General features: G+C 68.6%; 21 protein-coding genes and 2 pseudogenes. 14 read left to right on the top strand and 9 right to left on the bottom strand.

All coding sequences use genetic code 11. The features are described from left to right. Nucleotides 1-51: 51 nt before the first annotated feature. The 5 genes from idi to MVF96_RS22260 all read left to right on the top strand — a co-directional run bounded on the left by idi (nucleotide 52) and on the right by MVF96_RS22260 (nucleotide 3820). Nucleotides 52-621: an isopentenyl-diphosphate Delta-isomerase gene (gene idi / locus MVF96_RS22280; protein ID WP_058252326.1), complete on the top strand. Its 570-nt coding sequence runs from the start codon at nucleotides 52-54 to the stop codon at nucleotides 619-621. Between the two features lie 44 nt (nucleotides 622-665). After that, nucleotides 666-1604, top strand: a complete 939-nt coding sequence (locus MVF96_RS22275; RefSeq protein ID WP_058252290.1) for a phytoene/squalene synthase family protein — start codon at nucleotides 666-668, stop codon at nucleotides 1602-1604. Continuing rightward, on the top strand, nucleotides 1601-3205 hold the full coding sequence (crtI, locus tag MVF96_RS22270; RefSeq protein WP_058252289.1) for a phytoene desaturase family protein: 1605 nt from the start codon (nucleotides 1601-1603) through the stop codon (nucleotides 3203-3205). Before MVF96_RS22275 ends, crtI begins: the two co-directional genes overlap by 4 nt. An 87-nt stretch (nucleotides 3206-3292) precedes the next feature. Further along, nucleotides 3293-3460, top strand: a complete 168-nt coding sequence (locus tag MVF96_RS22265) for a hypothetical protein (protein WP_156422435.1) — start codon at nucleotides 3293-3295, stop codon at nucleotides 3458-3460. Between the two features lie 57 nt (nucleotides 3461-3517). After that, nucleotides 3518-3820 (top strand): hypothetical protein, encoded by a 303-nt coding sequence (locus MVF96_RS22260; RefSeq protein ID WP_231742446.1) that lies wholly within the window; start codon nucleotides 3518-3520, stop codon nucleotides 3818-3820. 26 nt (nucleotides 3821-3846) lie between these two features. Here the strand turns inward: MVF96_RS22260 and MVF96_RS22255 are convergent, their stop codons facing one another. The 6 genes and pseudogenes from MVF96_RS22255 to MVF96_RS22230 form a co-directional block, all read right to left on the bottom strand. Next, a complete protein-coding gene (locus MVF96_RS22255) occupies nucleotides 3847-5343 on the bottom strand; it encodes a phytoene desaturase family protein (protein WP_211539451.1) in 1497 nt (498 codons plus the stop codon). After that, nucleotides 5340-6474: pseudogene (locus MVF96_RS22250) on the bottom strand (glycosyltransferase family 2 protein). The gene MVF96_RS22255 and the pseudogene MVF96_RS22250 overlap by 4 nt, the downstream one beginning before the upstream one ends. Continuing rightward, nucleotides 6461-7342, bottom strand: coding sequence for a carotenoid biosynthesis protein (locus tag MVF96_RS22245; RefSeq protein WP_058252286.1), 882 nt, complete (start codon nucleotides 7340-7342; stop codon nucleotides 6461-6463). Before MVF96_RS22245 ends, MVF96_RS22250 begins: the two are co-directional and overlap by 14 nt. Continuing rightward, a complete protein-coding gene (locus MVF96_RS22240; protein WP_078113307.1) occupies nucleotides 7339-8055 on the bottom strand; it encodes a monooxygenase in 717 nt (238 codons plus the stop codon). Before MVF96_RS22240 ends, MVF96_RS22245 begins: the two co-directional genes overlap by 4 nt. After that, complete coding sequence (locus MVF96_RS22235; RefSeq protein ID WP_058252285.1) at nucleotides 8052-9194, bottom strand: polyprenyl synthetase family protein; 1143 nt, start codon at nucleotides 9192-9194, stop codon at nucleotides 8052-8054. Before MVF96_RS22235 ends, MVF96_RS22240 begins: the two co-directional genes overlap by 4 nt. Nucleotides 9195-9411: 217 nt before the next feature. Beyond that, a complete protein-coding gene (locus MVF96_RS22230) occupies nucleotides 9412-11430 on the bottom strand; it encodes an ArnT family glycosyltransferase (RefSeq protein WP_211539452.1) in 2019 nt (672 codons plus the stop codon). 115 nt (nucleotides 11431-11545) lie between these two features. Here MVF96_RS22230 and MVF96_RS22225 point away from each other — a divergent pair, with 115 nt between their 5' ends. Both MVF96_RS22225 and MVF96_RS22220 read left to right on the top strand, forming a co-directional pair. Next, on the top strand, nucleotides 11546-11839 hold the full coding sequence (locus MVF96_RS22225) for a hypothetical protein (protein WP_171011687.1): 294 nt from the start codon (nucleotides 11546-11548) through the stop codon (nucleotides 11837-11839). Between the two features lie 59 nt (nucleotides 11840-11898). Then, the gene (locus MVF96_RS22220) at nucleotides 11899-13179 is read left to right on the top strand and encodes an alpha-hydroxy-acid oxidizing protein (RefSeq protein WP_247450536.1); all 1281 of its coding nucleotides are present in this window, start codon (nucleotides 11899-11901) and stop codon (nucleotides 13177-13179) included. A gap of 81 nt (nucleotides 13180-13260) precedes the next feature. Here MVF96_RS22220 and MVF96_RS22215 read toward each other — a convergent pair whose 3' ends face one another. After that, on the bottom strand, nucleotides 13261-14214 hold the full coding sequence (locus MVF96_RS22215; RefSeq protein ID WP_058252282.1) for an oxygenase MpaB family protein: 954 nt from the start codon (nucleotides 14212-14214) through the stop codon (nucleotides 13261-13263). Between the two features lie 86 nt (nucleotides 14215-14300). Here MVF96_RS22215 and MVF96_RS22210 point away from each other — a divergent pair, with 86 nt between their 5' ends. From MVF96_RS22210 to MVF96_RS22190, 5 genes are all read left to right on the top strand, one after another. Further along, nucleotides 14301-15002, top strand: coding sequence for a TetR/AcrR family transcriptional regulator (locus MVF96_RS22210; RefSeq protein WP_058252281.1), 702 nt, complete (start codon nucleotides 14301-14303; stop codon nucleotides 15000-15002). A 28-nt stretch (nucleotides 15003-15030) separates the two neighbouring features. Next, complete coding sequence (locus MVF96_RS22205) at nucleotides 15031-15678, top strand: TetR/AcrR family transcriptional regulator (protein WP_171011686.1); 648 nt, start codon at nucleotides 15031-15033, stop codon at nucleotides 15676-15678. Between the two features lie 133 nt (nucleotides 15679-15811). After that, entirely contained in the window at nucleotides 15812-17044 is a 1233-nt protein-coding gene (locus MVF96_RS22200) for an acyl-CoA dehydrogenase family protein (RefSeq protein ID WP_058252279.1), read from the top strand. Next, nucleotides 17041-18057, top strand: coding sequence for a phosphotransferase family protein (locus tag MVF96_RS22195; RefSeq protein ID WP_247450533.1), 1017 nt, complete (start codon nucleotides 17041-17043; stop codon nucleotides 18055-18057). Before MVF96_RS22200 ends, MVF96_RS22195 begins: the two co-directional genes overlap by 4 nt. A gap of 60 nt (nucleotides 18058-18117) precedes the next feature. Continuing rightward, nucleotides 18118-18864 carry an SDR family NAD(P)-dependent oxidoreductase gene (locus MVF96_RS22190; protein WP_247450531.1) on the top strand — a complete coding sequence of 249 codons (747 nt, stop codon included), beginning with the start codon at nucleotides 18118-18120 and terminating at the stop codon, nucleotides 18862-18864. 240 nt (nucleotides 18865-19104) lie between these two features. Here MVF96_RS22190 and MVF96_RS22185 read toward each other — a convergent pair whose 3' ends face one another. Beyond that, complete coding sequence (locus MVF96_RS22185) at nucleotides 19105-19815, bottom strand: histidine phosphatase family protein (protein ID WP_058252276.1); 711 nt, start codon at nucleotides 19813-19815, stop codon at nucleotides 19105-19107. An 83-nt stretch (nucleotides 19816-19898) separates the two neighbouring features. Here MVF96_RS22185 and MVF96_RS22180 point away from each other — a divergent pair, with 83 nt between their 5' ends. Continuing rightward, nucleotides 19899-20315: a VOC family protein gene (locus MVF96_RS22180; protein ID WP_058252275.1), complete on the top strand. Its 417-nt coding sequence runs from the start codon at nucleotides 19899-19901 to the stop codon at nucleotides 20313-20315. A gap of 25 nt (nucleotides 20316-20340) precedes the next feature. On the opposite strand, the pseudogene MVF96_RS22175 reads toward MVF96_RS22180, so the two are convergent. Continuing rightward, nucleotides 20341-21415, bottom strand: a pseudogene (locus MVF96_RS22175) (sigma-70 family RNA polymerase sigma factor). A 678-nt stretch (nucleotides 21416-22093) separates the two neighbouring features. Between MVF96_RS22175 and MVF96_RS22170 the strand changes: the two are divergent. Then, entirely contained in the window at nucleotides 22094-23257 is a 1164-nt protein-coding gene (locus MVF96_RS22170; RefSeq protein ID WP_336287434.1) for an ROK family transcriptional regulator, read from the top strand. The last annotated feature ends 25 nt before the right edge of the window (nucleotides 23258-23282 follow it).

The following is a 23282-nucleotide window of genomic DNA, read 5'->3' as shown; positions in this document are numbered from 1 at the left end:
CAATGGTGCGAAGAGCAGCTCGCCCGATCTCGATGCGATGAGGAAATGTCGATGACGAACGACTCGGTGGTTCTCGCCGACGCCGACGGCCGCCCGTGCGGCACCGCCGACCGCGAGGGGGTGCACGGACCGGACACCCCGCTGCACTTCGCCTTTTCGTGCCATCTCGTCGTCGACGGCCGCATCCTCATGACACGCCGGGCGTTGTCCAAGCGCAGCTGGCCCGGGGTGTGGACCAACTCGTTCTGCGGTCATCCGCGCCCCGGCGAGGACGTCGTCGACGCCGTGCACCGGTATGCCCGGCGCGAGCTCGGTATCGAGGTGGCCGATGTCCGCTGCATCCTGCCGGACTTCCGGTACCGGGCGGTCGACGCGAGCGGCATCGTGGAGAACGAGATCTGCCCGGTGTTCGTCGCACGTCCGCTGGGAACACTTCGACCGGATCCCGATGAGGTCGCCGAGCACGCCTGGGCCGACGTCGCCGACGTGTGGTCGCTCGTCGCGAACACCCCGTGGGCGGTCAGTCCGTGGTTCGTCGAGCAGGTGCGGCAGCTGCCGACCGACGACCCCGGTTCGGTCTACGACACCCATCCGGTGATGTCCCGGGCGTCGAATTCATGACGTCAGGCAATTGGCGTTCAGTCACCAGGTCGAGGAGCGGTCGGATGATGCACATTCCCGGTCACACTCAGGTGATCCCACCGCACCGGCGATACGACGAGGTCGCGGAAGCCTGTGCGGCGATGGTGATCAGGTCGTACTCGAGTTCGTTCGGACTCGCTTCGCGTCTGCTCACGCCGCGGATTCGGCGCGACGTCCAGAACATCTACGCGCTCGTGCGGGTGGCCGACGAGATCGTCGACGCCCCGCGCCCGGAGCAGGGGCTCGTTGACCGCAGCAATGAACTCGACCAGCTCGAGGAGCAGACCAGCGTCGCGCTCGTCACCGGGTCGAGCAGCAACCTCGTCGTCCACGCCTTCGCGCAGACCGCCCGCCGGGTCGGCATCGATCTTGATCTGGTCGGCCCGTTCTTCGACTCGATGCGCAGCGATCTGACCCAGGTCCAGCACGACTTCGAGTCGCTGGCCACCTACATCTACGGCTCGGCCGAGGTGGTCGGTCTGATGTGCCTGCGGGCGTTCCTCGCCGACGAGCCGAAATCCGCCGCCCAGTACGACCACCTCGCACCCGGCGCCCAACGGCTGGGCGCGGCCTTCCAGAAGATCAACTTCCTCCGCGACTTCGGCGAGGACAGCGACGGGCTGGGGCGGCGCTACCTGGTCGGCCTCGATCCCGACGATCCGGCGGACTCCGCCTGGTCGCTCTGGCTGGACGACATCGACCTCGACCTGACCGCCGCTGCGGCCGCCATCCCGCACCTGCCGGCGAGCAGCCGCGTCGCGGTGTGCACCGCGCACGACCTGTTCGCCGAGCTGACGGCCCGCCTTCGCGAGTCGTCGGCCACCGAGGCCCGCCGTACCCGCGTCCGCGTCCCGAACGCCGGGAAGGCGAAGATCGCGGCGGCCGCCGTCGCCCGCCGCGGTATGCCGCGACCCGCACGTGCCGACGCCGCCGGTCTGAACAGAAGGAAGAGCAACGTATGAGCGAGTCCCGACGCGTCGTCGTCATCGGTGGCGGAGTCGCCGGCCTGGCCACCGCCGCCCTCCTCGCCCACGACGGGCACGACGTCGAACTCGTGGAGAAGAACGACGACCTCGGTGGTCGGGCCGGTACCTGGGATCGCGACGGGTTCCGCTTCGACACCGGTCCGTCGTGGTGGTTGATGCCGGAGGTGTTCGACCATTTCTTCGAGATGCTCGGGACGTCGACCGCCGAGCAGCTCGATCTCGTCCGCCTCGACCCCGGTTACCGAGTGTTCTTCGACGACAACGGGTCCGACGAGAAGCCGATCGACGTGTTCGGTGACCAGGACCGGAACCGTGCGCTCTTCGACGAGATCGAGCCCGGCGCGGGAGCCGCACTCGACGACTATCTGCGCACCGGCAGGCAAGCGTATGACCTTGCCGTGGAACGGTTCCTGTACACCAGCTTCGACTCGCCACGTGCCTTCCTCGGCCTGCCGGTGTTGCGGCACGCGAAAACGCTTGTCACGCTGCTGACGACCTCGCTGCAGTCCTACATCGCGGCCCGCTTCACCGACCGCCGGCTCCGCCAGGTCCTCGGGTATCCGGCGGTGTTCCTCGGTTCCTCGCCCGAGCGCACCCCTGCGATGTATCACCTGATGAGCTGGCTCGACCTCGCCGACGGTGTGCGGTACCCCAACGGCGGCTTCACCACCCTGGTCGACGCGCTGGAGCGGGTTGCGCGGGAACGGGGCGTACGCATCTCCACCGGCACGGCCGCGACCGCCATCCTCACGCGGGAACGCGCTGGGAAGCGGTCCACGCCGTCGCGTCGTCGCGCCGAGGTGGCCGGCGTCCGCGTCGAAGGAGCCGACGGCACACCGCGAGAACTGGTCGCGGACATCGTGATCGGTGCCACCGATCTGCACCATCTCGAGACTCGGTTGCTGCCCCGGGAACTCCAGACCTTCCCCGAACGGTACTGGGACCGCGCCACCTCCGGCCCGGGGGCGGTGCTCGCACTCCTCGGCGTACGCGGTGAGATTCCCGAGTTGGCGCATCACTCCCTGTTCTTCACCGAGGACTGGAAGACCAACTTCGACGCCATCTTCGAGAGTCCCACGCGCGTACCGGACCCGGCGTCGCTCTATGTGTGCAAGCCGTCGGCCACCGACCCGTCGGTCGCGCCGTCGGACTCGGAGAACCTCTTCATCCTGGTGCCCGTCCCGCCCGACCCGGGTCTCGGCCGCGGCGGCGTGGACGGCGGCGGCGACCCCGACATCGAGAAGGTGACCGACCGGGCCATTGCGATGATCGGACAGTGGGCAGGTGTTCCCGACCTCGCCGATCGTGTCGTCGTCCGCCGCACCATCGGCCCCGCGGACTTCGTCGACTCGGTCAACTCGTGGTGCGGCGGAGCCCTCGGCCCGGCGCACACGCTGCGGCAGAGCGCGTTTCTGCGCTCGACGAACCGGTCACGCAAGGTCGACGGCCTCTTCTACGCCGGGTCGAGCACGCGTCCCGGCATCGGCCTGCCGATGTGCCTGATCAGCGCCGAACTCATCCGGAAGAAGCTCCGCGGCGACCGGTCGGTGGGGCCGATGCCGGTCGCGACACGCTGACCTGCGCCGGAAGGTTTGGAACGCAGATCATCCGGGTACGGTCGCGTGACAGGGCTCACAGCGAGCGGCGCGAAAGGTACCGGTGACATGGAGAAGGCACGGACGAATGCGTGGTGGCGCGGCCCGCGATGGACGTGGTCTCGTCAGCACCTGACCCCCGAAGAGCGCCGGAACCTCCAGGCCTCCCGTGTTCCGGTGGCGGTCGTGACGGCGTCGCTGGGTGGACATGCGTACAGCTATCGCGACCGGGTCTGATCTGACGCTTCGAGGTCCCACGACTCGCTGATCGCATCGTGGCGATGGTTGAGGCAGGTGCTCGATCACCGTACGGGCGAGCGCTACCTGCTCGAGGGATTTCCCGGGGCGGACTGGGCACGCAACGTCCGTGCGGCCGAGGGACGTGCCCAGCTGTCGGTGGGAGGGGAGATGAGCGATGTCCGCCTCGTCGAACTCTCGGCCGATCAGGCCGTTCCGGTGCTACGCGCCTGGCCGGAGCTGGCGGGCACCGACGGCCCGAAGATGATGAAGGACGCGGGAGTCGTCGACGACGTGACCCCGGAAGCCTTTGCTGCCGCGGCGGGCCGATGCGCCGTGTTCCGTATCGATCCGCGCTAAAGGCTCCGATGAGCAAGGCCCATCGGTCAGTGACTCACGGCCGGACCGATCAGCTCCGCCACGATCTTCGCCGACATGACCACGAGCGGCAGACCGCCGCCGGGATGCGACGATCCGCCGACGAGGTAGAGGCCCGGCACCGGGGAGGTGTTCGACGGCCGGAGGAACGCCGAGCGGGGTCCATTCGACGACGACCCGTAGATGGAGCCGCCCGGTGTCCTGGTCCGACGTTCGAGGTCGGCGGGCGAGACGATCAGACGGTGGCGCACGTGGCCGGTCACGTCGAGTCCACGATCGGCCATCACCTCGAGAATCTGGTCGGCGTAAGAGTCCGCCAAGCCCTTGGCGTCCCAGTCGACGCCGTGCTCGGGGTCGTGGCGGGGTGCGTTCACCAGCACGAACCACGCGCCGGTTCTCGGGGCGGGCACGATCTCGGGATCGGCGGGAGCCGAGATGTACACGGTCGGTCGAGCGACCGGACGCGGTGAGCCGCGGAATCCGAAGACCGCGTCGAACTCCTCGTCGTAGTCCTCGGCGAACAGCACCTGGTGGTGCGGCGCAGCGGGCGGATGGTCGAGGGCGAGGAGGAGGACGAACCCGGACAGCGACGGCGTCGTCCGTCGCAGCAGCGCCGCGGGCCGACGCGCGGCGCGACGCGGTACGAGACGGTCGTAGACCTGCTGGGCGTCGGCGTTCGCGACGACCAGATCGGCTGGGCGCCGGCTTCCGTCGGACAGCACCACGCCATCGGCCCGACCGGTGTGGTCCACGGAGATCCGGTCGACCTCGACACCGAGCTCGACCCGCCCGCCGAGTTCGATGAGACGGTCGTGCATCGCGGTGGCGATGCGGCCCAATCCGCCTCGTACATACCATGATCCGAATGCCTGCTCGGACCACGGCACGGACGCGAGCGCCGCCGGCGCGCGGCGCGGGTCGGAACCGGTGTAGGTCGCGTAGCGGTCCAGCAGCATCCGCAGGCGCGGGTCGTCGAGGTAATCCTCGCCGAGTCCACGCAGCGTTCTCCATGGCGCGACGGTCCGCACATCCGTCGGCGTGGCGATCCCGCCGATCATCGTGCGGATGCTCATCGGCGATTCCAGGAAGGGTTCGTGCGTGACGTCCCAGGCACGTTGTGCGCGTTCCAGAAACGATGACCACTGAGCGCCTCGCCCACGCCCCAGTGCGGCGTCGAGGGCAGCGGGGATGTCGTCGAGCGTTCCGGGCATGTCCAGTTCGGTGCCGTCCGGGAAGCGGTAGCGCGCGGCGACGGGGAGCCGTTCGAGGGTCAGGTGGTCGTGGATCGACGCGCCCGTGGCGTCGAAGAGTTCTTCGAAGACGTGCGGCATCGTGACGAGCGACGGCCCGGTGTCGAAGATGAACCCGTCGTGCTCGATGACCCCGAGTTTGCCGCCGACATCGTCGAATTGCTCGAGAACGGTGACATCGTGACCGGTCGCGGCGAGGCGCATCGCGACGGAGAGTCCGCCGACGCCCGCGCCGATCACCACGACCCGCGTCATCGACGGACCTCGATGGGGCGTCCCTTCCAGTGCAGGTCGCCGCGCTGTCGGGCCAGCGTCGAATCGACTGCGAGACCGGTGAAGACGAGGATGGAGAGCGGATGGGCGAAGGCGTCCGGCCATCCGCGTCCGCCGGTGCAGCGTGCGGACACCACCCGTGAGGCCACCCCGGCCAGGTATCCGACGAGACCCGTCCGGGAGCCGAACAGTGCTGCTGCCGCGGGGAGTACGTACATCAGGCACAGCAGACCGGTGACGCCCAGCGTCCCGCCCGGAGACCCGAAGGCCGACCACAGCGACTTGCGGTAACCCGCGCGGACCTCGTCCCAGCCGCGGTACATACGGCAGGTGGCGACGTCGCTTCCCTCGGCCACGACGCCGCGACCGGCCGGCCGCCTTGACGGCGCGCAACAGGGCGATGTCCTCGAGGACCACGTCGTGCACCGCCTCGTGACCGCCGGCACGACGGTACATCGCGGCATCGACGACCAGGAACTGACCGTTTGCGGCGGTGAGAGATTCGCGCGGTGAGCGCTCGGCGAGACCGAGGGGCAGGGTGCTCAGCCAGGACCACTGCAGCAGCGGTTGCACCAGTCGCTCGCCCGCGCCGACCGCGACCTGCCGGGGGTACGGGCTCACCAGATCGAGTCCGGCGTTGCGGAGCAAGGCGAACGATGAGGTGAACGCGTGGGGCTCGACCACGACGTCGGCGTCGAGGAAGACGTGGACCCCGCCGGGGAACGCCTTCTCCGCGAGTTGGGCGCAGGCCCAGGTCTTTCCGAGCCACCCGGGAGGAGGCGCCGAGCCGGGGTGGACACGAACCCGGTCGTCCATCGAGGCCAGGCGGGCGAGCACGGCGTCGGTTCCATCCGCCGAGCCGTCGTCGAGCACGTGGATCCGGGCCGGTCCTGGCCAGCGATCCGCCGCCTCGAGGACGGCCAGTAGGCAGCGTTCGGCGTTGTGCGCCTCGTCGCGCATCGGGATGAGAACCGACAGTGGTTCCGGCGCCGGGATGTCGGCGAGACCGGGCCGACGGACCCGGCGGGCGTTGTCGAGGGTCAGGGCCAGCGACGCCAGCGACATAGCGGTTCCCGTCGCGACCAGCGGCCGCAGCAGGTCAGACACCCGCACGGCGACCCCTGATCTCGACGACGAGCAGCGGGATGGCGATGACACCCATGAGGAGACCCCCTGTGAGGGCGACGGACGGACGGCCGAAGAACACCGCGTGCGCCATCACCGAGGAGAAGTAGGTCCACAGGTACGCGGTGACGGGCACGGCGTCCATCCCGGAAGACCCGGTCGCGTCGGGATCGTCGCGGCGGATGAGGAGGTCGAGCATGCCGACGATGAGAAACGAGACCAGCAGCCAGCCCGCGAAATTCGTCAGCGGGATGTCGGCGACCCCGGGCAGCGACGGCGTCGGGTACCGCCACACCCAGTTGCCCTGGTCGACCATCTGCGGATCGAGGAACACATCCCACGCCGTGAGTGCATAAGCACCCACGACGGCGGTGGCGGGCCCAACCCACCGTCCGGCGATGCCCATCGCACGGACGAGTCGTCGGGTCACGACCAGCGCGGGCCACGACATCATGATCCAGGCCAGCGGGACCAGGACCGGGACGCCGAGGACCTTCAGTCCCAGCCCGTCGGTGTACTCGTATGTGCCGAACGGGAACCCGGTGCTCACACCGACGGATTCGGCGATCAGCCCGCCACCACCGGCCACCACCGCGAGGGCGACCGCGGCGGCGGCGCCGCGGGTTGCGGCAACGTGGACGAGCGAGGCCGACGCCAGGAGCAGCACGCTCGCGACGGTCAGCGGCAGGGTGCCGCCACCGGTCAGCGGAAACGCGATCTGGACGCCGATCGTCGCCGCCAGCAGGATCCACGCCAGGGTGACCAGGCCGCGGTTCCAGGGCGCGGTGCCGTCGGTACGCCGCGATCGCGACGATTGGTCCGATCGGTGCGAAGTGGAGCCGTCCAGGAGACTCACGCCGGTCTCCCCTCATATGTGCCGACGACCTCGGTGACGGCGAAACGGGCGAACAATTCCTCGGCATACCAGCGCGACGGTGCGGTCCGCCGAACCGCCGACAGATGTGCGGGGGAGCGGTAGGCGAAGCCGGTGAGGTCCTGCGCCGAATTCCAGATCGAGAACGTGCCCTGCACCCCGAGCGGGAGTTCGCCGACGCCGAGGGCCAATCGATTGCCCTGTGCCCCGGCGAGTTCGGTCGCCACCGGCGGGACGGCACGCCAGAACGATGCCATCTTCGTGGGCCGGAGGCGTGCCCGGGTCAACGCGGCGACCGGGCCCGCCCAATCCGGTCCGGACGCGTCGTGGTCGGTCGACGATCGCACCGTCTCGAACGGGTCGACGCGCGACCAACGGCCCTTCGACCGGAGTGGTCGCATGGTGATCCGGAGTTCCTCCGTGCTGGACTCTCGCCATCGGCGGAACACGACGGAATCGCTTGCGGCCGAAGCAGCGTCGGCGTCGTGCCATACCGTCAACGCGGCCCAGTGTCTCAGGTCGGCGCTCTCGAGGGTGAACGTGCGTGCGGTGCCGGTGCCCAGCAGTTTGGCGAAACGCAGACCGGGAGTACGGCGCAGCACCCGTCGACCCGACGACATCCGGCCGAGCGCCGGTAGCACGCGGTCGACACCCCAGACGCGGAGTTCGACCGTCGGCCCGGCGGGAGCGGTCATGCGCGCCGCCACACGCAACGTTCGATGAGGGCGGTCAGTGCGTGCCGGCTCGCCGGGTCCATCGGAGCGGCGTCGACGATGCCGAGCGCTTCCGCGTGCAGGTCGGCGATACGCTGTTCCACTCGTTCGACGGCGCCGGTGGAGTACAGGACCTCACGCATCCGCGCGGCACCGTCGGCGTCGAGGTCCGGATTGCCAAGACCGTCGGCGAGCACGCGGCGCTCCATCCGTCCCGCCGATTCCTCGGCCGCCGCGATGAGCATCGTGCGCTTGCCTTCCCGTAGGTCGTCGATGGCGGGTTTGCCGGTGACCTTCTCGTCGCCGAAGACGCCCAGGATGTCGTCGCGGAGCTGGAAGGCCTCGCCGGCGGTGATGCCGATCCGATCGTATGCCTCGAGAAGCGCCGACGGGGCACCCGCGAGCGTGCCGCCCAGACGCAGCGGCTGACCGATCGTGTACCGCGCACTCTTGTAGCGCAGGACCCGTGCCGTGCGATCGGCGTCGGTGGTGTCCTCGGTCTGACTCAGCATGTCCAGGTACTGGCCCGCGTAGGCCTCGTCGCGCATCACCGACCAGGTGTCGCGGACCGCGCGTCGGATGTCCGCGGACACGTCGTCCACCGCGGCAGCGGCGAGGTCGTCGGACCAGGACAGGCACATGTCGCCGACGAGGATCGCGACGGCGGTGCCATGGCGCTCGGCGTCCCCACGGCGTCGGCCGCACAGATGATCGTCGGCGAAGTGCCGATGCACGGTGGGCAGGCCGCGCCGGACGTCGCTGTCGTCCATCACGTCGTCGTGCACGAGGGCGGCGAGATGGAACAGTTCGATGGCGGCCGCCATCTCGACGATGCCCGCGACGCTCCGACCACCGGCGGCGCCTCGGGCGCCCCAGAGGCAGAACGACGCGCGCAGGCGTTTACCTCCGCCGATCCGCGCCGAGAGGACATCGATCGCCGGCGTCAATTCCCCGCCGACCTGCTGCAAGGTGGTGGCGTGGCGACGAAAGTGCGCCGCCAGCACCTCTTCGACGAGTTCGAGATCCGTCGTCGAGGCGGTGATCGGGTGCAGATCGGGAGCCGGGGATGCCGACTGTGCAGGCGGCGCCGACGAGTCGGTCATCTCGGCGGTCGGTGTCATGACGGAGCCCTTCGAAAGTCCGGGGGAGCGGTCGGTTACCCCGTCTTCGGAGCCGCGATTGCGAGCGGATGGGTGACGGGGACATGTGGGCGTCGGCCACGCCGCGGCGTCGCGCCTGGGGTTTGCCGCACAGGAAACGCTGAACCACCGTCGATCGGTTGCCCATGTGTCCTGCCCGCCCCCGAAGGTCGGGAACGGGCAGGACCGTGTCGAGACGTCAGAAGAGCTGGTAGACCGTCGTTCCTCCGATGGTTGTGGCCGTGTAGTTGGCGGCGACCCACTCGGCGATCTCCGAGTTGCCGCCCGGACCGCCGCCGTCGTTGCCGAGGTAATAGGCGATCTTGCCGTCCCTGACGTAGGCGATGAACTGCTCGAGCGTGGGGGCCGGGTCCCCGCTCCATCCACCGATCGCCATGACGGAGGTGCCAGTGGCGATCTCGATCTCGGCGGCGGATTGCGACCCGTTGGTCGCGGCCGCCCACGTTGTCGTGGTTGCCCTCAGCGCGGCAACGAGTTCGGCGTTCGACGCGGTGTCGCCACCCGGGCCGCCCGTCATTCCGCTGCCGCCCTGCATGGCGGTGGGCGGGTTTCCCTGTTGGCCCGGGCGGGCGCCGGCCGGCTGGGCACCGGGCTGTCCGCCGTCCGCCCGACCCCCGGGGCCACTGCCCATGCCACCGCCGGGGCCGCCCATTCCGCCGCCATCGATCGAGGTCGACACCGCGGTCGGGATCGAGCCGTTGTGGGGGGTCGCCGCGGTTGCGATCGAGAACGCTGCCGTCCCGCCGAATCCGGCGAGCGAACCCGCGATGAGTGCCGCGGCAACCGCACGTCGCCACCCGCGTGCAGCACCGACGAGGAGGGCCACCACCGAGATCGAGGCGACCACGCCGATCAGCCAACGACACCAGGTCGGGCCGAAGTCGTTGCGGTTCAACAGGACAATCGACCACGCCGCGGCTGCACCGACCATCGCCGCCAGGGCGATCCTGGCCGCCCAGCGGTTGCGTCGACGCCAAGCGAGCACGCCGCCGAGTCCGATGACTGCGCCGATCGCCGGCGCCAGTGCCACCGTGTAGTACGGGTGGATCGTCCCGCTCATGAAGGAGAAGATCATGCCGGTGACCAGCAGCCAGCCGCCCCACGAGAGCACGGCTGCGGATTCCGTGCGTGCCAGACGGTGTTCGAAGCGGAAGACCGGGAAGCTGCACACCACCAGGTAGCCGGCGAAGAACAGCGCGATGAGTGCGGTCGGAAGCAACCAGGAGATCTCGTTGCCCATCTCGGAACCGAAGAGTCGGTCCAGCCCGGTGGACCCGCCGAAGGACCCGCCGGCCTGACCGCCGCCTCCTCCGCCGCCGCCGGAGGCACCACTGATGCGGCCGACGCCGTTGTAGCCGAGGACGAGGTCCATGAACGTGTTGTCCGTCGAACCACCGATATAAGGACGTGCCGATTCCGGCACGAGCATCGTGACCATCGGGAACCACAACGCGGAGACGAGCAATGCGGCGGTCGCACCGATGAGGTGGGCGATTCGTTTGCGCCACCCGGTCTTCGCGAACAGCAGGTAGGCGAGCCCGAAGAACGGCAGGATCAGCAGGCCCTGCAGCATCTTGGTGAGAAAGGCGAATCCCAGGGCGACGCCGACCAGGGCGAGCCACCGACCCGAGTTGGTGGCGACAGCCCGGGTCAGCGCGTACGCCGCGGCGACCATCAGCAACACCAGCAGTGCGTCCGGGTTGTTGAAACGGAACATCAACGCGGCCGCCGGGGTGAAGGCCAGCACGGCGCCGGCGATCAGGCCGGCCGCGGCACCCAGTTGGGGGTCGCGGATCGTCCGACGCATCGTCGGGTAGAGGAGCCCGACCGCGGCCACGCCCATCAGCGCCTGGGGCGCCAGAACGGCCCACGAGTTCATCCCGAAGATGCGGACGCTGAGTCCGCTCACCCACAGTGAGGCCGGCGGCTTGTCGACGGTGATGAAGTTCGATGCGTCGAGTGCACCGAAGAACCAGGCCTTCCAACTCTGTGATCCGGCCTGCGCCGCAGCGGCGTAGAAGGTGTTGGCGTACCCGCTTGCGGACAGGTTCCACAGGTAGAGCACCGCGGTGACGGCCAGGAGTCCGACGAGGCCGAGCCGTCCCCACCATGGCCGGGCGGCGACGCGTCGTCGGTGCGCCGGGGCGGCGGGATCGGACGGCGACGGCGCCGGTGGTTTGTCCAGTACTGCGGTCATGGGTCCTCCTCAGATGATTCCTGTCCAGAGTCGACGCCTCCGCCACCGTCAGCCTGGAGATCGGCTGGCAGGTGGCTGTGAACGGTTTCGGGAACCCAGACGTAGCCTGAGTCGCATGGCTGTGGATGCAACGGTGCCCGTGGTGGCAGTCGGTCTCGTCGGTGGTTTCGCGGTCGCGCGCTACAGCGGGCGACGCGAACTCGGTGGTGTGGTGCTCGGCGCAGCCGGCGCCTGGTGCACTCGCCGGTGGGCGTCGACGAAGGGCCCCGCGGTCGCGGGCGGTCTGCTGGCCGGTTACCTGGCGGCGTTCGGCGGCTCGCACCCGCTGGCGAAGAAGATCGGCGCGTGGCCGTCGGTCGCGGCCGTGACCGTCGCCGCGGCGGGCGCCACTGCCGTCGCCACACGCTGAGCGGCGCGCCCCGGCAATACCGGCCGGACGCCCCGATGGCGGCACTACCATCACCACCCATGACCGCGGGATATGGGCGTGCACGGCAGAACGACATCTACACCGCCGGGGTGCACCGGCGAAAGCCGCGTGTACCAACGGATTTCGCCGAGCTCGAGCGACGTGCGAGACGTGCGATGTCGGCGCGTGCGTGGGCGTACATCGGCGGTGGTGCCGGTGAGGGACGCACCATGGCCGCCAACCGCGCGGCACTCGACCGCTGGGCGATCGTGCCGCGCATCCTGCGGGATGTCTCGCAGCGCAACCTCGAGGTCGAATTGTTCGGTCGCCGCATCACGGCGCCGGTGCTGTTCGCGCCGGTCGGCGCCGGTTCGCTCGCCGCGCCCGACGCCGACGCCCTCATCGGGCGTGCGGCCGCGGAACTCGGTGTCCCCTACATCTTGTCGAATCAGGCGAGCGTCTCGATGGAGGACGTCGCGGCCGCGATGGACGACACGAGCGCCGGGGCGCCGCGCTGGTTCCAGCTGTACTGGTCCACCGACGACGACCTCGTCGACAGCCTCCTGGAGCGCGCGGCGGCCATCCGCGCCGAGGCCGTCGTCGTCACGCTGGACACGACGATGCTCGGGTGGCGGCCGCAGGACCTGAACCTGGGTTCGCTGCCGTTCGCGCAGGGTGAGGGCATCGCCCAGTACACGTCCGACCGCAGGTTCGTCGACATCGTCGCCGAACGGCTACGTGGCGCTGCTGACGAACGTCCGGAGATCTCCCTCGGCGCAATCGCCACCCTCCTCTCCATCACCCGCAACGCCCCGGGCTGGTTTCTGCAGAACCTGCGGTCGCCCCAGCCGCGCGCCGCGGTGCAGACCTTCCTCGACATCTACTCGCGACCGTCGCTGAACTGGGACGATCTTGCCGGCCTGCGCGCCCGCACCGCTCTTCCGATCGTGCTGAAGGGCGTGCTGCACCCCGACGATGCGCGTCGCGCCGTGGACGCCGGGGTGGACGGCATCATCGTCTCCAACCACGGCGGTCGGCAGGTCGACGGCGCGATCAGCACGATCGACGCTCTCGACACCATCGCGCCGGTCGTCGACGGTCGCATCAAGGTCCTCATCGACTCCGGGATCTACACCGGTTCCGACGTGTTCAAGGCGCTCGCACTCGGGGCCGACGCCGCCTGCATCAGACGACCGCACATGTACGGCCTGGCGCTCGCGGGAGCCGACGGTGCCCGCGACGCGGTCGCCGACATCATCGCCGAACTCGACCTCACCCTCGGACTGTCCGGGCACACCGACGTCGCCGACCTCGACCGCGAGGCGCTGCGCCGGATGTAGGCCGTCTGGCGTCTGTTCGAGAGAGAGACCCACTGCTCCCTGAGCAGCGCCCGAAGCTTGCGGAGGGTGCGTCGCGAAGGGTCAGACCAGCGGCCGCCCGGTGCGCATGCGCCACCGGACGTCGGCGAGCAGGACGTTGAACGGAAAGCCGCGCACCCACCGCGGGGCCCGCGTGATGATCGCGCGCAGGACCGCGTTGTGCTTGTCGAAGTACAGCTCCTGCCACGGCGAGAGCTGGACGCGCATCTTGCGGCGGAAGTTCTCCGGCAGGAAGCCGATGGCCATGATCTCGAAATGCCAGCCGAAGAGCCGCGAGATCACCGGGCCGAGGAACTCGGCGCGCGCGATCGACATCAGGTACTCGCGGATGGTGTCGTCGATCTCGAGCGTCTCGACCGTGTCGTTCCAGTAGGTCTCGAAGTCCTCGCGGGTGGCGGGCCACATCTCGCGGGGGACCTGCAGCGTCGTGCCCAGAACGGCGCCGGCCTGATAGCGCTCGTCGGTCACCTCGGTGACCCCGCCGAAGATGCGATGGACGTCCTCGGTGCCTCGGTACAGACACGCGGCGACCCACAACTGCAGCTTCGGATCAAAGGCGTTGTACTTCACCGGGCTGTTGGCGGTCGAACGGACCTGCGCATGGGCCTTGCCGATGGCCTTGCGGTAGGCCTTCCGGTCTTTGGCGCTACCGAGTCCGGCGACGGCGAGGTAGCTCAACGTGGTGCGGCCGCGCTTCATCGGATGCTTGAACAGGTTTCCCGAGTCGACGCGGCTCTCGTACACGCCGTAACCGACCGCGGGGAGGCTGAGCTGCATGATCACGTTCGCCGCGCCCGCGATCACACCGATGCCGAGCGGGTCGAGGTCGCTGGTGGGGAGTGCATCGAGCTCTGCGCGGGACATACGGGCGGAGGAGGGGAGGAACTCGGTGTCGGGGCGCTCCGCGGTGAGAAACTCCTGCACTTCGGCGGTCACATCCGTCACCGGTTGTGCTGACAGTGCCGAACTTCCACTGGTGATAGGCTCCGTTGCCATCGAACACCCCTCCTGCTCGAATTCTGGAAACGTCTGTTTCCCGTTTTATGACACACCTAACTTACCGGGGTGTCAAGATAGGAATCATGGGACGAGCACCATCGACCCCGGACAGCCGTTCCGGTGCGGACTCCGACGCGGCCGGCACGCTTCGGGCCTATGGCGGCGAGGGCGGCGACACCCGGGTCGCGCGGCGTCGATCCGCCCTCATCGATGCAGGACTGGATCTGCTCGGCGCCGATGACGTGGGCGCGGTGACCGTGCGCGGCGTGTGCCGGCAGGCCGGACTCACCGCCCGTTACTTCTACGAGAGCTTCGAATCCGTCGATCAGCTGGTCGGCGTCATGTACGACGAGGTCATCGAAGAGATCGCGCAAGCCAGTCTGGCAGCCTTCTCCGAGGGGGCCAGCATGCGTGCGAAGGTCGCCGGTGCGGTGTCGGCGATCGTCGACGTCATCGACGCGGACCGCCGCAAAGGCAGGCTGCTCTTCTCGCAGGCGCTTCTGAGTCCGGTCATCGCGGCCAAGCGCATGGAGTCGACGACGTTGTTCGCCGGCCTCACCCTGCAGAGCACGTCGGCCATTCTCGACGTCCACGTCGGGCCGGCGGCAGCGGTCGGCGTTGCGCACTATCAGGTCGGCGGTCTGAGCCGGTTGCTCGCGGCGTGGCTCGAGGGCGAGGTCGAACTCGGCAAGGCCGACGTGGTGGATCTGAGCATCGCGCTGCTCGTCTCACCCGCCGAGATGCTCGAGAAGAGTCTCTCGCGTCGCACCGGCGATGCGGAGTAGGTCCGCATGTCGGGATATGTTTGATGGCATGAGTGGCGGAACCGGCGAAGCAGACATCCGTCCGGCGACGCGGCCACTGGGCGGCTGGCGGGATTACGGCGAGCCCGAACTGCCGGTCCCGTTGGCGGCGGCGCTGGCGGCGTTCGCCGAACAGGGCTACCACGGGACCTCGGTCCGGGAGATCGCCGCGCGGGCCAATTTGTCGGTGCCAGGGCTCTATCACCACTACCCGTCGAAGCAGTCGTTGCTGCAGGGGCTCCTCGAACGCACGATGACCGACCTCCTGGCACGCTCGGAGGCCGCGATCGTCGAGGCGGGTCCCGAGCCGATCCGGCAGTTCGACGCCGTCGTCGAGTCGCTTCTGCGGTTCCACATGTATCGCCGCGAGCAGGCGTTCGTCGGTTCCACCGAGATCCGCAGCCTCGACGACAACTACCGGCCCACCTACATCGGACACCGGGACCGCCAGCAGCGGATGGTCGACGTGATCGTCTTCGCCGGCGTCGAAACGGGTGAGTTCACCACCGAGTATCCGAAAGATGCGGCGCGTGCCGTGGCCACCATGTGCGTCGGGGTGTCCACCTGGTTCAAGCTCGACGGTCTGCTGGGTCCGGACGAACTCATCGCGCGCAATCTCCAGATGGCCCGCGCGCTGGTCGGGTATCGCACACCCTGACGGCCGTCGCGCAGGGCGCCGTCTGCTGGGCCGCTTGACCCGGCGGGTATCGCCTGGCAAGGTATGCAACGCCGAGCGATCGATCGGTCGGTGTTCGGGGATCCCCACCCTGCTCATGCGTTAAGGAGTCACCATGCCCATAGACCTGCGGCACGACGACGACGTGCTCGACGTCGTCGCGAAGACCGAGGCCTTCGTCCGCGACTACGTCCTGCCCATCGAGGACGAGGCGGCCGGTGACATCACGGCGGCCGGTGGTGACGACATCCGTCGCGAGATGAACGCCAAGGCCAAGGAGGCAGGGGTCTTCGGCCCGCATGCCCCGGTCGAGTACGGCGGACTCGGTCTCAACATGTGTGACCGCGCGCCGGTGTTCGAGGCGGCCGGGTATTCGACGTTCGGTCCGATCGCGCTGCACATCGGTGCGCCGGACGAGGGCAACGTGCACATGCTCGCGCACATCGCGAGCGAGGATCAGCGGCAGAAGTACCTCGCCCCGCTGGCCGCTGGAGATGTCCGTTCGGCGTTCGCGATGACCGAACCGGCTCCGGGCGCCGGTTCGGATCCCAACGCGCTGCGCACGGAGGCCGTCCGTGTGGACGGCGGCTGGAAGATCAACGGCGACAAGCACTTCATCACCGGCGCCGACGGTGCGGGCTTCTTCATCATCATGGCGCGGACCTCGGGCGCGCCCGGTGACCGCGGCGGCGCAACCATGTTCCTCGCGCCCGCCGATGCGCCCGGGTTGACCGTCGGGCGCCACATCAACACTATCGACAAGGCGATGATCGGCGGTCACTGCGAGGTGACCTTCACCGACCTCTTCGTTCCCGACGAGGACATCCTCGGCGAGGTGAACGAGGGTTATCGCTACGCCCAGGTCCGGCTCGGGCCGGCTCGGATGACCCACGTGATGCGCTGGCTCGGCTCGGCGAAGCGCTGCCAGGACGTCGCCGTCGACTATGTCTCACGCCGTGAGGGATTCGGTGGCCGCCTCGGAGATCTGGGCATGATCCAACAACTCGTCGCCGACAACGAGATCGACCTCGCCGCGACTCGCGCGTTGCTGCTGAAGGCCTGCCACGAGCTCGATCTGGGCAACCACGCGTCGGACGAGACATCGATCGCGAAGACCTTTGCTGCCGAGGCGTATTCGCGGATCGCCGATCGCAGCATCCAGATGTGTGGCGGGCTCGGTGTGTCCGCCGACCTCCCGCTGGCCCGCCTGTCGCAGGAACTCCGGCCGTTCCGCATCTACGACGGCCCGTCCGAGGTCCACCGGTGGGCGATCGCCCGTCGCGCCGTCGGGCGTGCGAAGAAGGCCCAGCAGGCGCTCGAGGCGAAGGCATCGGCGGGTGCCCGATGACCGCCACGGACGCAGCACTCGACCAGGATCGCCTGCGCCGGTTGCTGATCGACAACGGAGTCGAGCCCGCAGGTGAGCTGACCATCGACCTCATCAGCGGCGGCAAGTCCAATCTCACCTACACGGTCACCGACGGCGTGACCACGTGGGTGGCGCGCCGACCGCCGACCGGCGGACTGACGCCGTCGGCTCACGACATGGGCCGTGAATGGGCGGTCACCAGTGCGCTGCAGTCGACGTCGGTCCCGGTTGCGCGGACCGTCGCTTTCGACGCCGACGGCTCGGTCATTGGTGCGCCGTGCACCGTGGTGGAGTTCGTGGACGGCCGCGTCGTCCGGACCGCGGAAGACCTCGACGCCTACTCAGACGACGAGGTCGCCCGCAATCTCGATGCCTTGGTGCAGACGTTGGCCGACCTGCACGCGGTGGACTATCGCGAGGTCGGGCTCGGCGAGTTCGGTCGGCCCGCGGGTTTCGCCGCCCGCCAGGTGAAACTGTGGGCGCGGCAGTGGGGGCACGTGAAGACGCGTGAACTCCCCGACGTCGAGCGTCTCGTCGACGCGCTCGCCGCGCGGGTTCCGGAGCAGGCGCGAGAGTCGTTGGTGCACGGTGACTTCCGGGTCGACAACACGATCATCGACGCCGACGATCCGGCCCGGATCGCGGCGGTCGTCGACTGGGAGATGTCGACCCTCGGAGATCCGCTCACCGATGTCGCGCTGATGTGCGTTTACCGCACCGGCGCCTTCGACCAGGTTCTCGGCTTCTCCGCGGCCTGGACCAGTGACCGTTATGCGTCGGTCGACGAGATCGCTCAGAAGTATTCGACCGCAACGGGTGTCGACCTGGGTGACTGGGACTTCTACCTGGGGTTGGCGAACCTGAAGCTCGGCGTGATCGCCGAGGGGATCACCTACCGCGCACTCTCGGGGGCGTCCTCGGGAGACGGCGCCGAAAAGGCTGCCGAGGCGACGGCGGCGTTCATCGCCGACGGCCTACGCCACATCAGCTGATCGAGCAACGGCGTCAACAGAACACAGTCGCGCGGTGTGCGCATCCACAGAGGGTAGGCAATGAGTGAATCGGGCAACAACCGTTCTGCGCTGGTGACCGGGGCGTCGAGGGGGATCGGTGCGGCCATCGCCGACCGGTTCGCCGCCGACGGCTGGGACCTCACCATCAGTGCCCGTGGTCGAGAAGCATTGGAGAAGAAGGCGGCTGAGCTCCTCGAGCGTGGCGCCGGGCGGGTGGAGGTCCTTCCTGCAGACATAACCGATGCGGAGTCGATCGCCGCGCTCAGCGCCACGCATGCGGAGGCTTTCGGGCGGTTGGATGCGTTGATCATCAACGCCGGGATGGGATCGAAAGGTGCGATCGCCGACTTCCCGGTCAAGCGATTGGACCGTCTGTACGAGGTGAACGTCCGGGCCCCCTTCATCCTCCTGCAGGCGTCCCTGCCGGCCCTCCGTGCCACAGCGGAGACACATGGCACTGCGAAAGTCATTGCCGTGTCCTCGATCACGGGCGTCTATCCAGAGCCCGAGTACGTTGCGTACGGATCGACCAAAGCGGCTCTCGTCTCCATGTGTGAGACGTTCAATCTCGAGGAATCCGAGAACGGCGTGAGTGCGACGACAATCGCACCGGGCTACGTCAACACCGACATGACCGACTGGCTGAAGGACTCCCTCCCCGCCGACGAGATGATCACCGCAGGCGACATCGCGGTGATCGCCCACTCGATCACCCAGCTGTCGCGGTACGCGGTCCTGCCGAACGTCGTCATCACCCGACCCGGCGAGAACCTGCACCGGGCCTAGGCTCGGACCTGCCCCTGCTCCCTAATCCGAAAGATCCTCAAACCCCTGATCCCTGAGGTGCGAGGAGCGTTAGCGACGAGCCACGAAGGGCCTGGTGAGACACGTTGCGAAGCCCTTCGTGGCTCGCTTCGCTCGCACCTCAGGGAGCAGAGATGTGGATGCTGCGGAGTGTTCTTTCGTGATCCACCACGGCCGCCAGGCCGCGGATACTGAGGTGCGAGCGAAGCGAGCCTCGAAGGGCTACCGGAAAGTCGCGATCCCGCCGTCGCGGTCCGACAGGTGACCGTGTTCGTTGAACGACACCACCGAGACGCCGCTGCGGCCGACGATCAGTTTGCTGATCGACGCGTTGACCATCGTGCGGGCCATCGCCGGCCAGGTCTCGTCGGGGATGCCCCACAACTGGGCGATCCACTGGGTGATGGTGCCGGCCGAGGACACCACGAGCACCGTCTGACCCGACCCGGCGAGCTCGGTGGCGCGGGCGGCCGCGTCGGAGACGCGCGCCTTGAACTGGGGGTAGCTCTCGGCGGGGCCGCCGTCGAGGCCAGGAGCTGCGTCGTGCTCGCCGGCCGCTATCCAGGCCGCGAGCCCCTTGTCGAGCTGTTCCTGGTAGCTGCGGCCGTCGCGATACATCTCCGGCGTGGCCTCGCCGACCAGTGCGGGCAGTGAGTACTCGTTCCACCCCGGGTCGACGTGCGGCTGAGGTCGACCGGTGTCGAAAGCCCCCAGCACGCCGCTCAGCGTCTGCTGCTGGCGCGGGAGGTCGCCACTGGCGGCTGCGGTGAAGGTGCCGATCTGCCCGGCGAGGAATCCACCGGACAGCGCGGCCTGTGTGGCCCCGGCCGTGGTGAGACCGCCGGGTCCGTTGCTCAGATCGTCGGTGGCGTCGGCGATGCCATACGCCAATGCGTTCGCCTGACCATGACGAACCAGATAGATCACACCCATTCCTGCACCCTATGTCGGCTTCGATGAGTTCGAGGCGTCGGGCCGGTCAGTATCAGCGACCCCGAGATGTCTGGAGTGCGCCCGTGACGCCGATGCTGTTCGTCAACCTGCCCGTCGTAGACGTCGCGCGGTCTCGTCGGTTCTTCGGATCGCTCGGCTTCCACTTCGACGAGATCTTCTGCGATGCCGGGAGCGCGTGCATGATGATCAACGACTCGGCGATGGTCGTGCTCATGCAGCGACGACGATTCGCCGGCTACGCGGCCACCGCAGTCGCCGACCCACTGCAGGGCCGCGAGTCGTTGCTGGCCATTTCCGCTGACAGCCGCGCACACGCCGACCGGCTCGCCGAAGCGGCACTCGGTTGCGGCGGCCGGGAACTCCGCGCAGCCGAGGACCTGGGCTTCATGTACTGCCGCAGTTTCTGTGACCCGGACGGTCATGCCTGGGAGATCGTGTGGATGGACCCCTCGCAGATCCCGAAGACCGCTGACGACTGATCGGCGCCGCGCGAACCGGACGGTCTCAGTGCCAGGGGCTCGGCGACGTGCGTGCCGGTGCGTCGTACGGGGTCGCCGGCAGACCGAAGCGTGCGAAATCGCTCTCCATGTCGTCGCTGAAGAAGGCGACGACATGGCTGACCTTGGCTGTCTGCGGGTCGATCTCGAGCACCTGGAGCTGGAACGGTCGGTGGACGCCGTCCGGTTCGCGCATGTACAGCCCGTAGGCCGGCTGCCCGTTGGCTGTCGTGGGCAGCATGATCTGATCGCCCGCCTTCTCGGCCGGACAGTTGCAACGGATGAGGGTTCCGATGCTCTCTGCGCCCTGGTACCAGCCGGTGAAGGGCGGCATCTCCCAGATCGCCTTGTCGGTGAAGAGCTCCACCATCGCGTCGACGTCGTAGCGTTCGAAGGCCGACACGTAGCGGGCCAGCAGCTCGCGCTTGGCGGCGTCGTCGAGTGTCGTCGCGGCGTCGACTCCGACCGAATCCTGCTGCGGGCGTGCGGTCTTGACCTGCTCGCGGGCCCGCTGCAGCAAACTGTTCACGGTGGCGGTGGTGACACCGATGGTGTCGGCGACCTCGGCGGCGCGCCACTGCAGCACGTCGCGGAGGACGAGGACTGCGCGCTGCCGTTCGGGTAGATGCTGCAGTGCCGCGATGAACGCCAGCCGTACCGACTCGCGGGCGCCGACCACGTACGCGGGGTCCGCGTCGTCGCCGGGCGCGATCTCGTCGGCCGTGCCGGCATACGGCTCGAGCCAGGGCACCTCGTGGTTCTGCAGCAGGTCGTCGGTCGGGTCGAAGGCGTCGCCACCGAGGCCGGAGGGGAGGGGGCGTCGTTGTGAACTCTGCAGAGCGGTCAGACACGTGTTGGTAGCGATCTTGTGCAACCACGTGCGCACGGACGCCCGATGGTCACTTCCCGTAGCCCTTCCATGCGCGGAGGAAGGTCTCCTGGGCTAGATCCTCGGCGTCGTGGTGGGACCCCGTCATCCGGTAGCAGTGCGCGATGATCTCGCGGCGGAACGGCTCGCTGACCTCGAGGAACTCGGTGTCGGTCGCGGCGCTGGACTCAGCCGCGGGGCTGGTTGTGGTCATGCTCACAATCTACCGGGGTGCACCGACAGGCTCGACCCGAGTGGCCAAGCCGACCACGGTCCGCTTCTCCGTCGGTTCGCAGGTCGAGCGACCGGACGCCGGACGAGTTCGGATCAGGGTGAGTGCAACCCCTGTCCGCGTCGCGCCACGGGCCTATTCTCGCCGGTGGACGCGTGTGCGACCGGTCGTCGGTGCCCGTGACCAGGGGTGGGACGGGCTTGCCGGTACGGGGCCGCGTTGCTAGCTTCATCCGCATGACAAGTGCCGACCACAGGCTCACGGAGGTCACCTACGTGACCACCGCGCTGGGCTGTCGTCTGCCGCTTGCACGCGTTCTCTGTTGTTGTCGTCGAATGCGCTGACCGACCCCCGCCGAGTCAATCTCCTCCCCGGGGCGTCGCTTCTCGAGTCTCTTCTCAGAGCACCAGCTTCCGGCTTCCGCCCCGCGATGCGCGGGGTCTTTCGACGAGGACGATCATGACCGCCACACTGCCCGAACTCTCCACCCGTACTTTGCGCAACGCCCCCGCCTCTCCTGTCCGGCGTCAGCCGGTCACCCGCGCGGTGCGTCGTGCTCCTCAGGGCACGCGCCAGCCCGTACCGTTGACTTCCGTACCGCCGACTCGGACCCCGGGTCCGGTCGCCGACCGACGCGGACCAGTGAAGGGGGACCAGCGGGTGCACGTCGCAACGCCGCGCCTGGAGTTGTCGACCAAACCCGCGGCGCTCGTCCTCCGGGCCGCCCGGTTGTCCGGCCCGCTGTTCCGCGACGATGCGGCCGAGCGCACCGGGCTCAGCATCTCCACGGTCAATCGCCAGGTCAGTGCGCTGTTGAAGGCGGGATTGATCCGCGAACGGGCCGACCTTGCGCCCTCGGGCGCCATCGGGCGGCCGCGGTTGCCCTTCGAGGTCAACATCTCCGAGTTCCTCACCCTCGGTATCCACATCGGATACAAGGTCACCGCGATCACCACCCATGACCTGCTGCATCGTGTCGTCGGGGCCATCCAGATCCCTACCCCGCATGCCGATTCACCGGACGAAGCACTCACCGCCATCGGTGTCAGCGCACGGCGTTTCGCCGAGCGCTGGACGGGCCGGCGGGTGCTGTGGGTCGGTGTCGCGCTCGGTGGGCGTGTGGCCGAGGGCGGCATCGTCGACCACCCCCGACTCGGCTGGGAGGGCGCGCCGGTCGGCCGGACGATCGCCGAGGCCGTCGGACTGCCGGTGTCGGTTGCGTCCCACGTCGAGGCCATGGCGGCCGCCGAGCTCGTGCTCAACCCCGACGACCAGCAGTCGAGCTTCCTGTACTTCTACGCGCGCGAGATGCTCGGCATCGCGTTCAGCGTCGGCGGGACCGTGCACACGCCGACCGCCGGACCGCCGGTGATCGGTCACTTCCCGACCGGATCGACCACGTTGCTCGACCCGAACCGGACGGGGCGCCTGGAGCCCGCGGTGAGCGACACCGGTGTCGTGGAAGCTGCACGCGCACTGGGCCTCTCGGCGACCGATGTGGAAGATGTCCACGCCCTGGCCCGTAGCGGTGACCTCACGGCACGTCGTCTGCTCGAAGAGCGGGCGGAGGTGCTCGGACGTACGGTCGGACTGATCGCCGACATCTTCAATCCCGATCACATCATCCTCGGCGGACAGGCGTTCACCGATTACGCGGCCGGCCTTCCGACGGTCGCGAAGGCCGTGCGCGAGACCTCGATCGTGAGCAAACGGGATGTGCGCGTGTCACATTCGGGAGCGACCGTGCAGCAGCAGGCCGCCGGCGCGGTGTCTCTCGACGCGATATACAGCGACCCGCTGCAAGCAATCACGTTGACTGCCTGAGCGGGTCGCGTCGACGAACCTCGGT

Origin of the sequence: Gordonia hongkongensis, from assembly GCF_023078355.1 — a bacterium.
Taxonomy (GTDB): domain Bacteria; phylum Actinomycetota; class Actinomycetes; order Mycobacteriales; family Mycobacteriaceae; genus Gordonia; species Gordonia hongkongensis.
The sequence above is the reverse complement of the archived record's forward strand: the minus strand, read 5'-3'. Positions and strand labels throughout refer to the sequence as shown.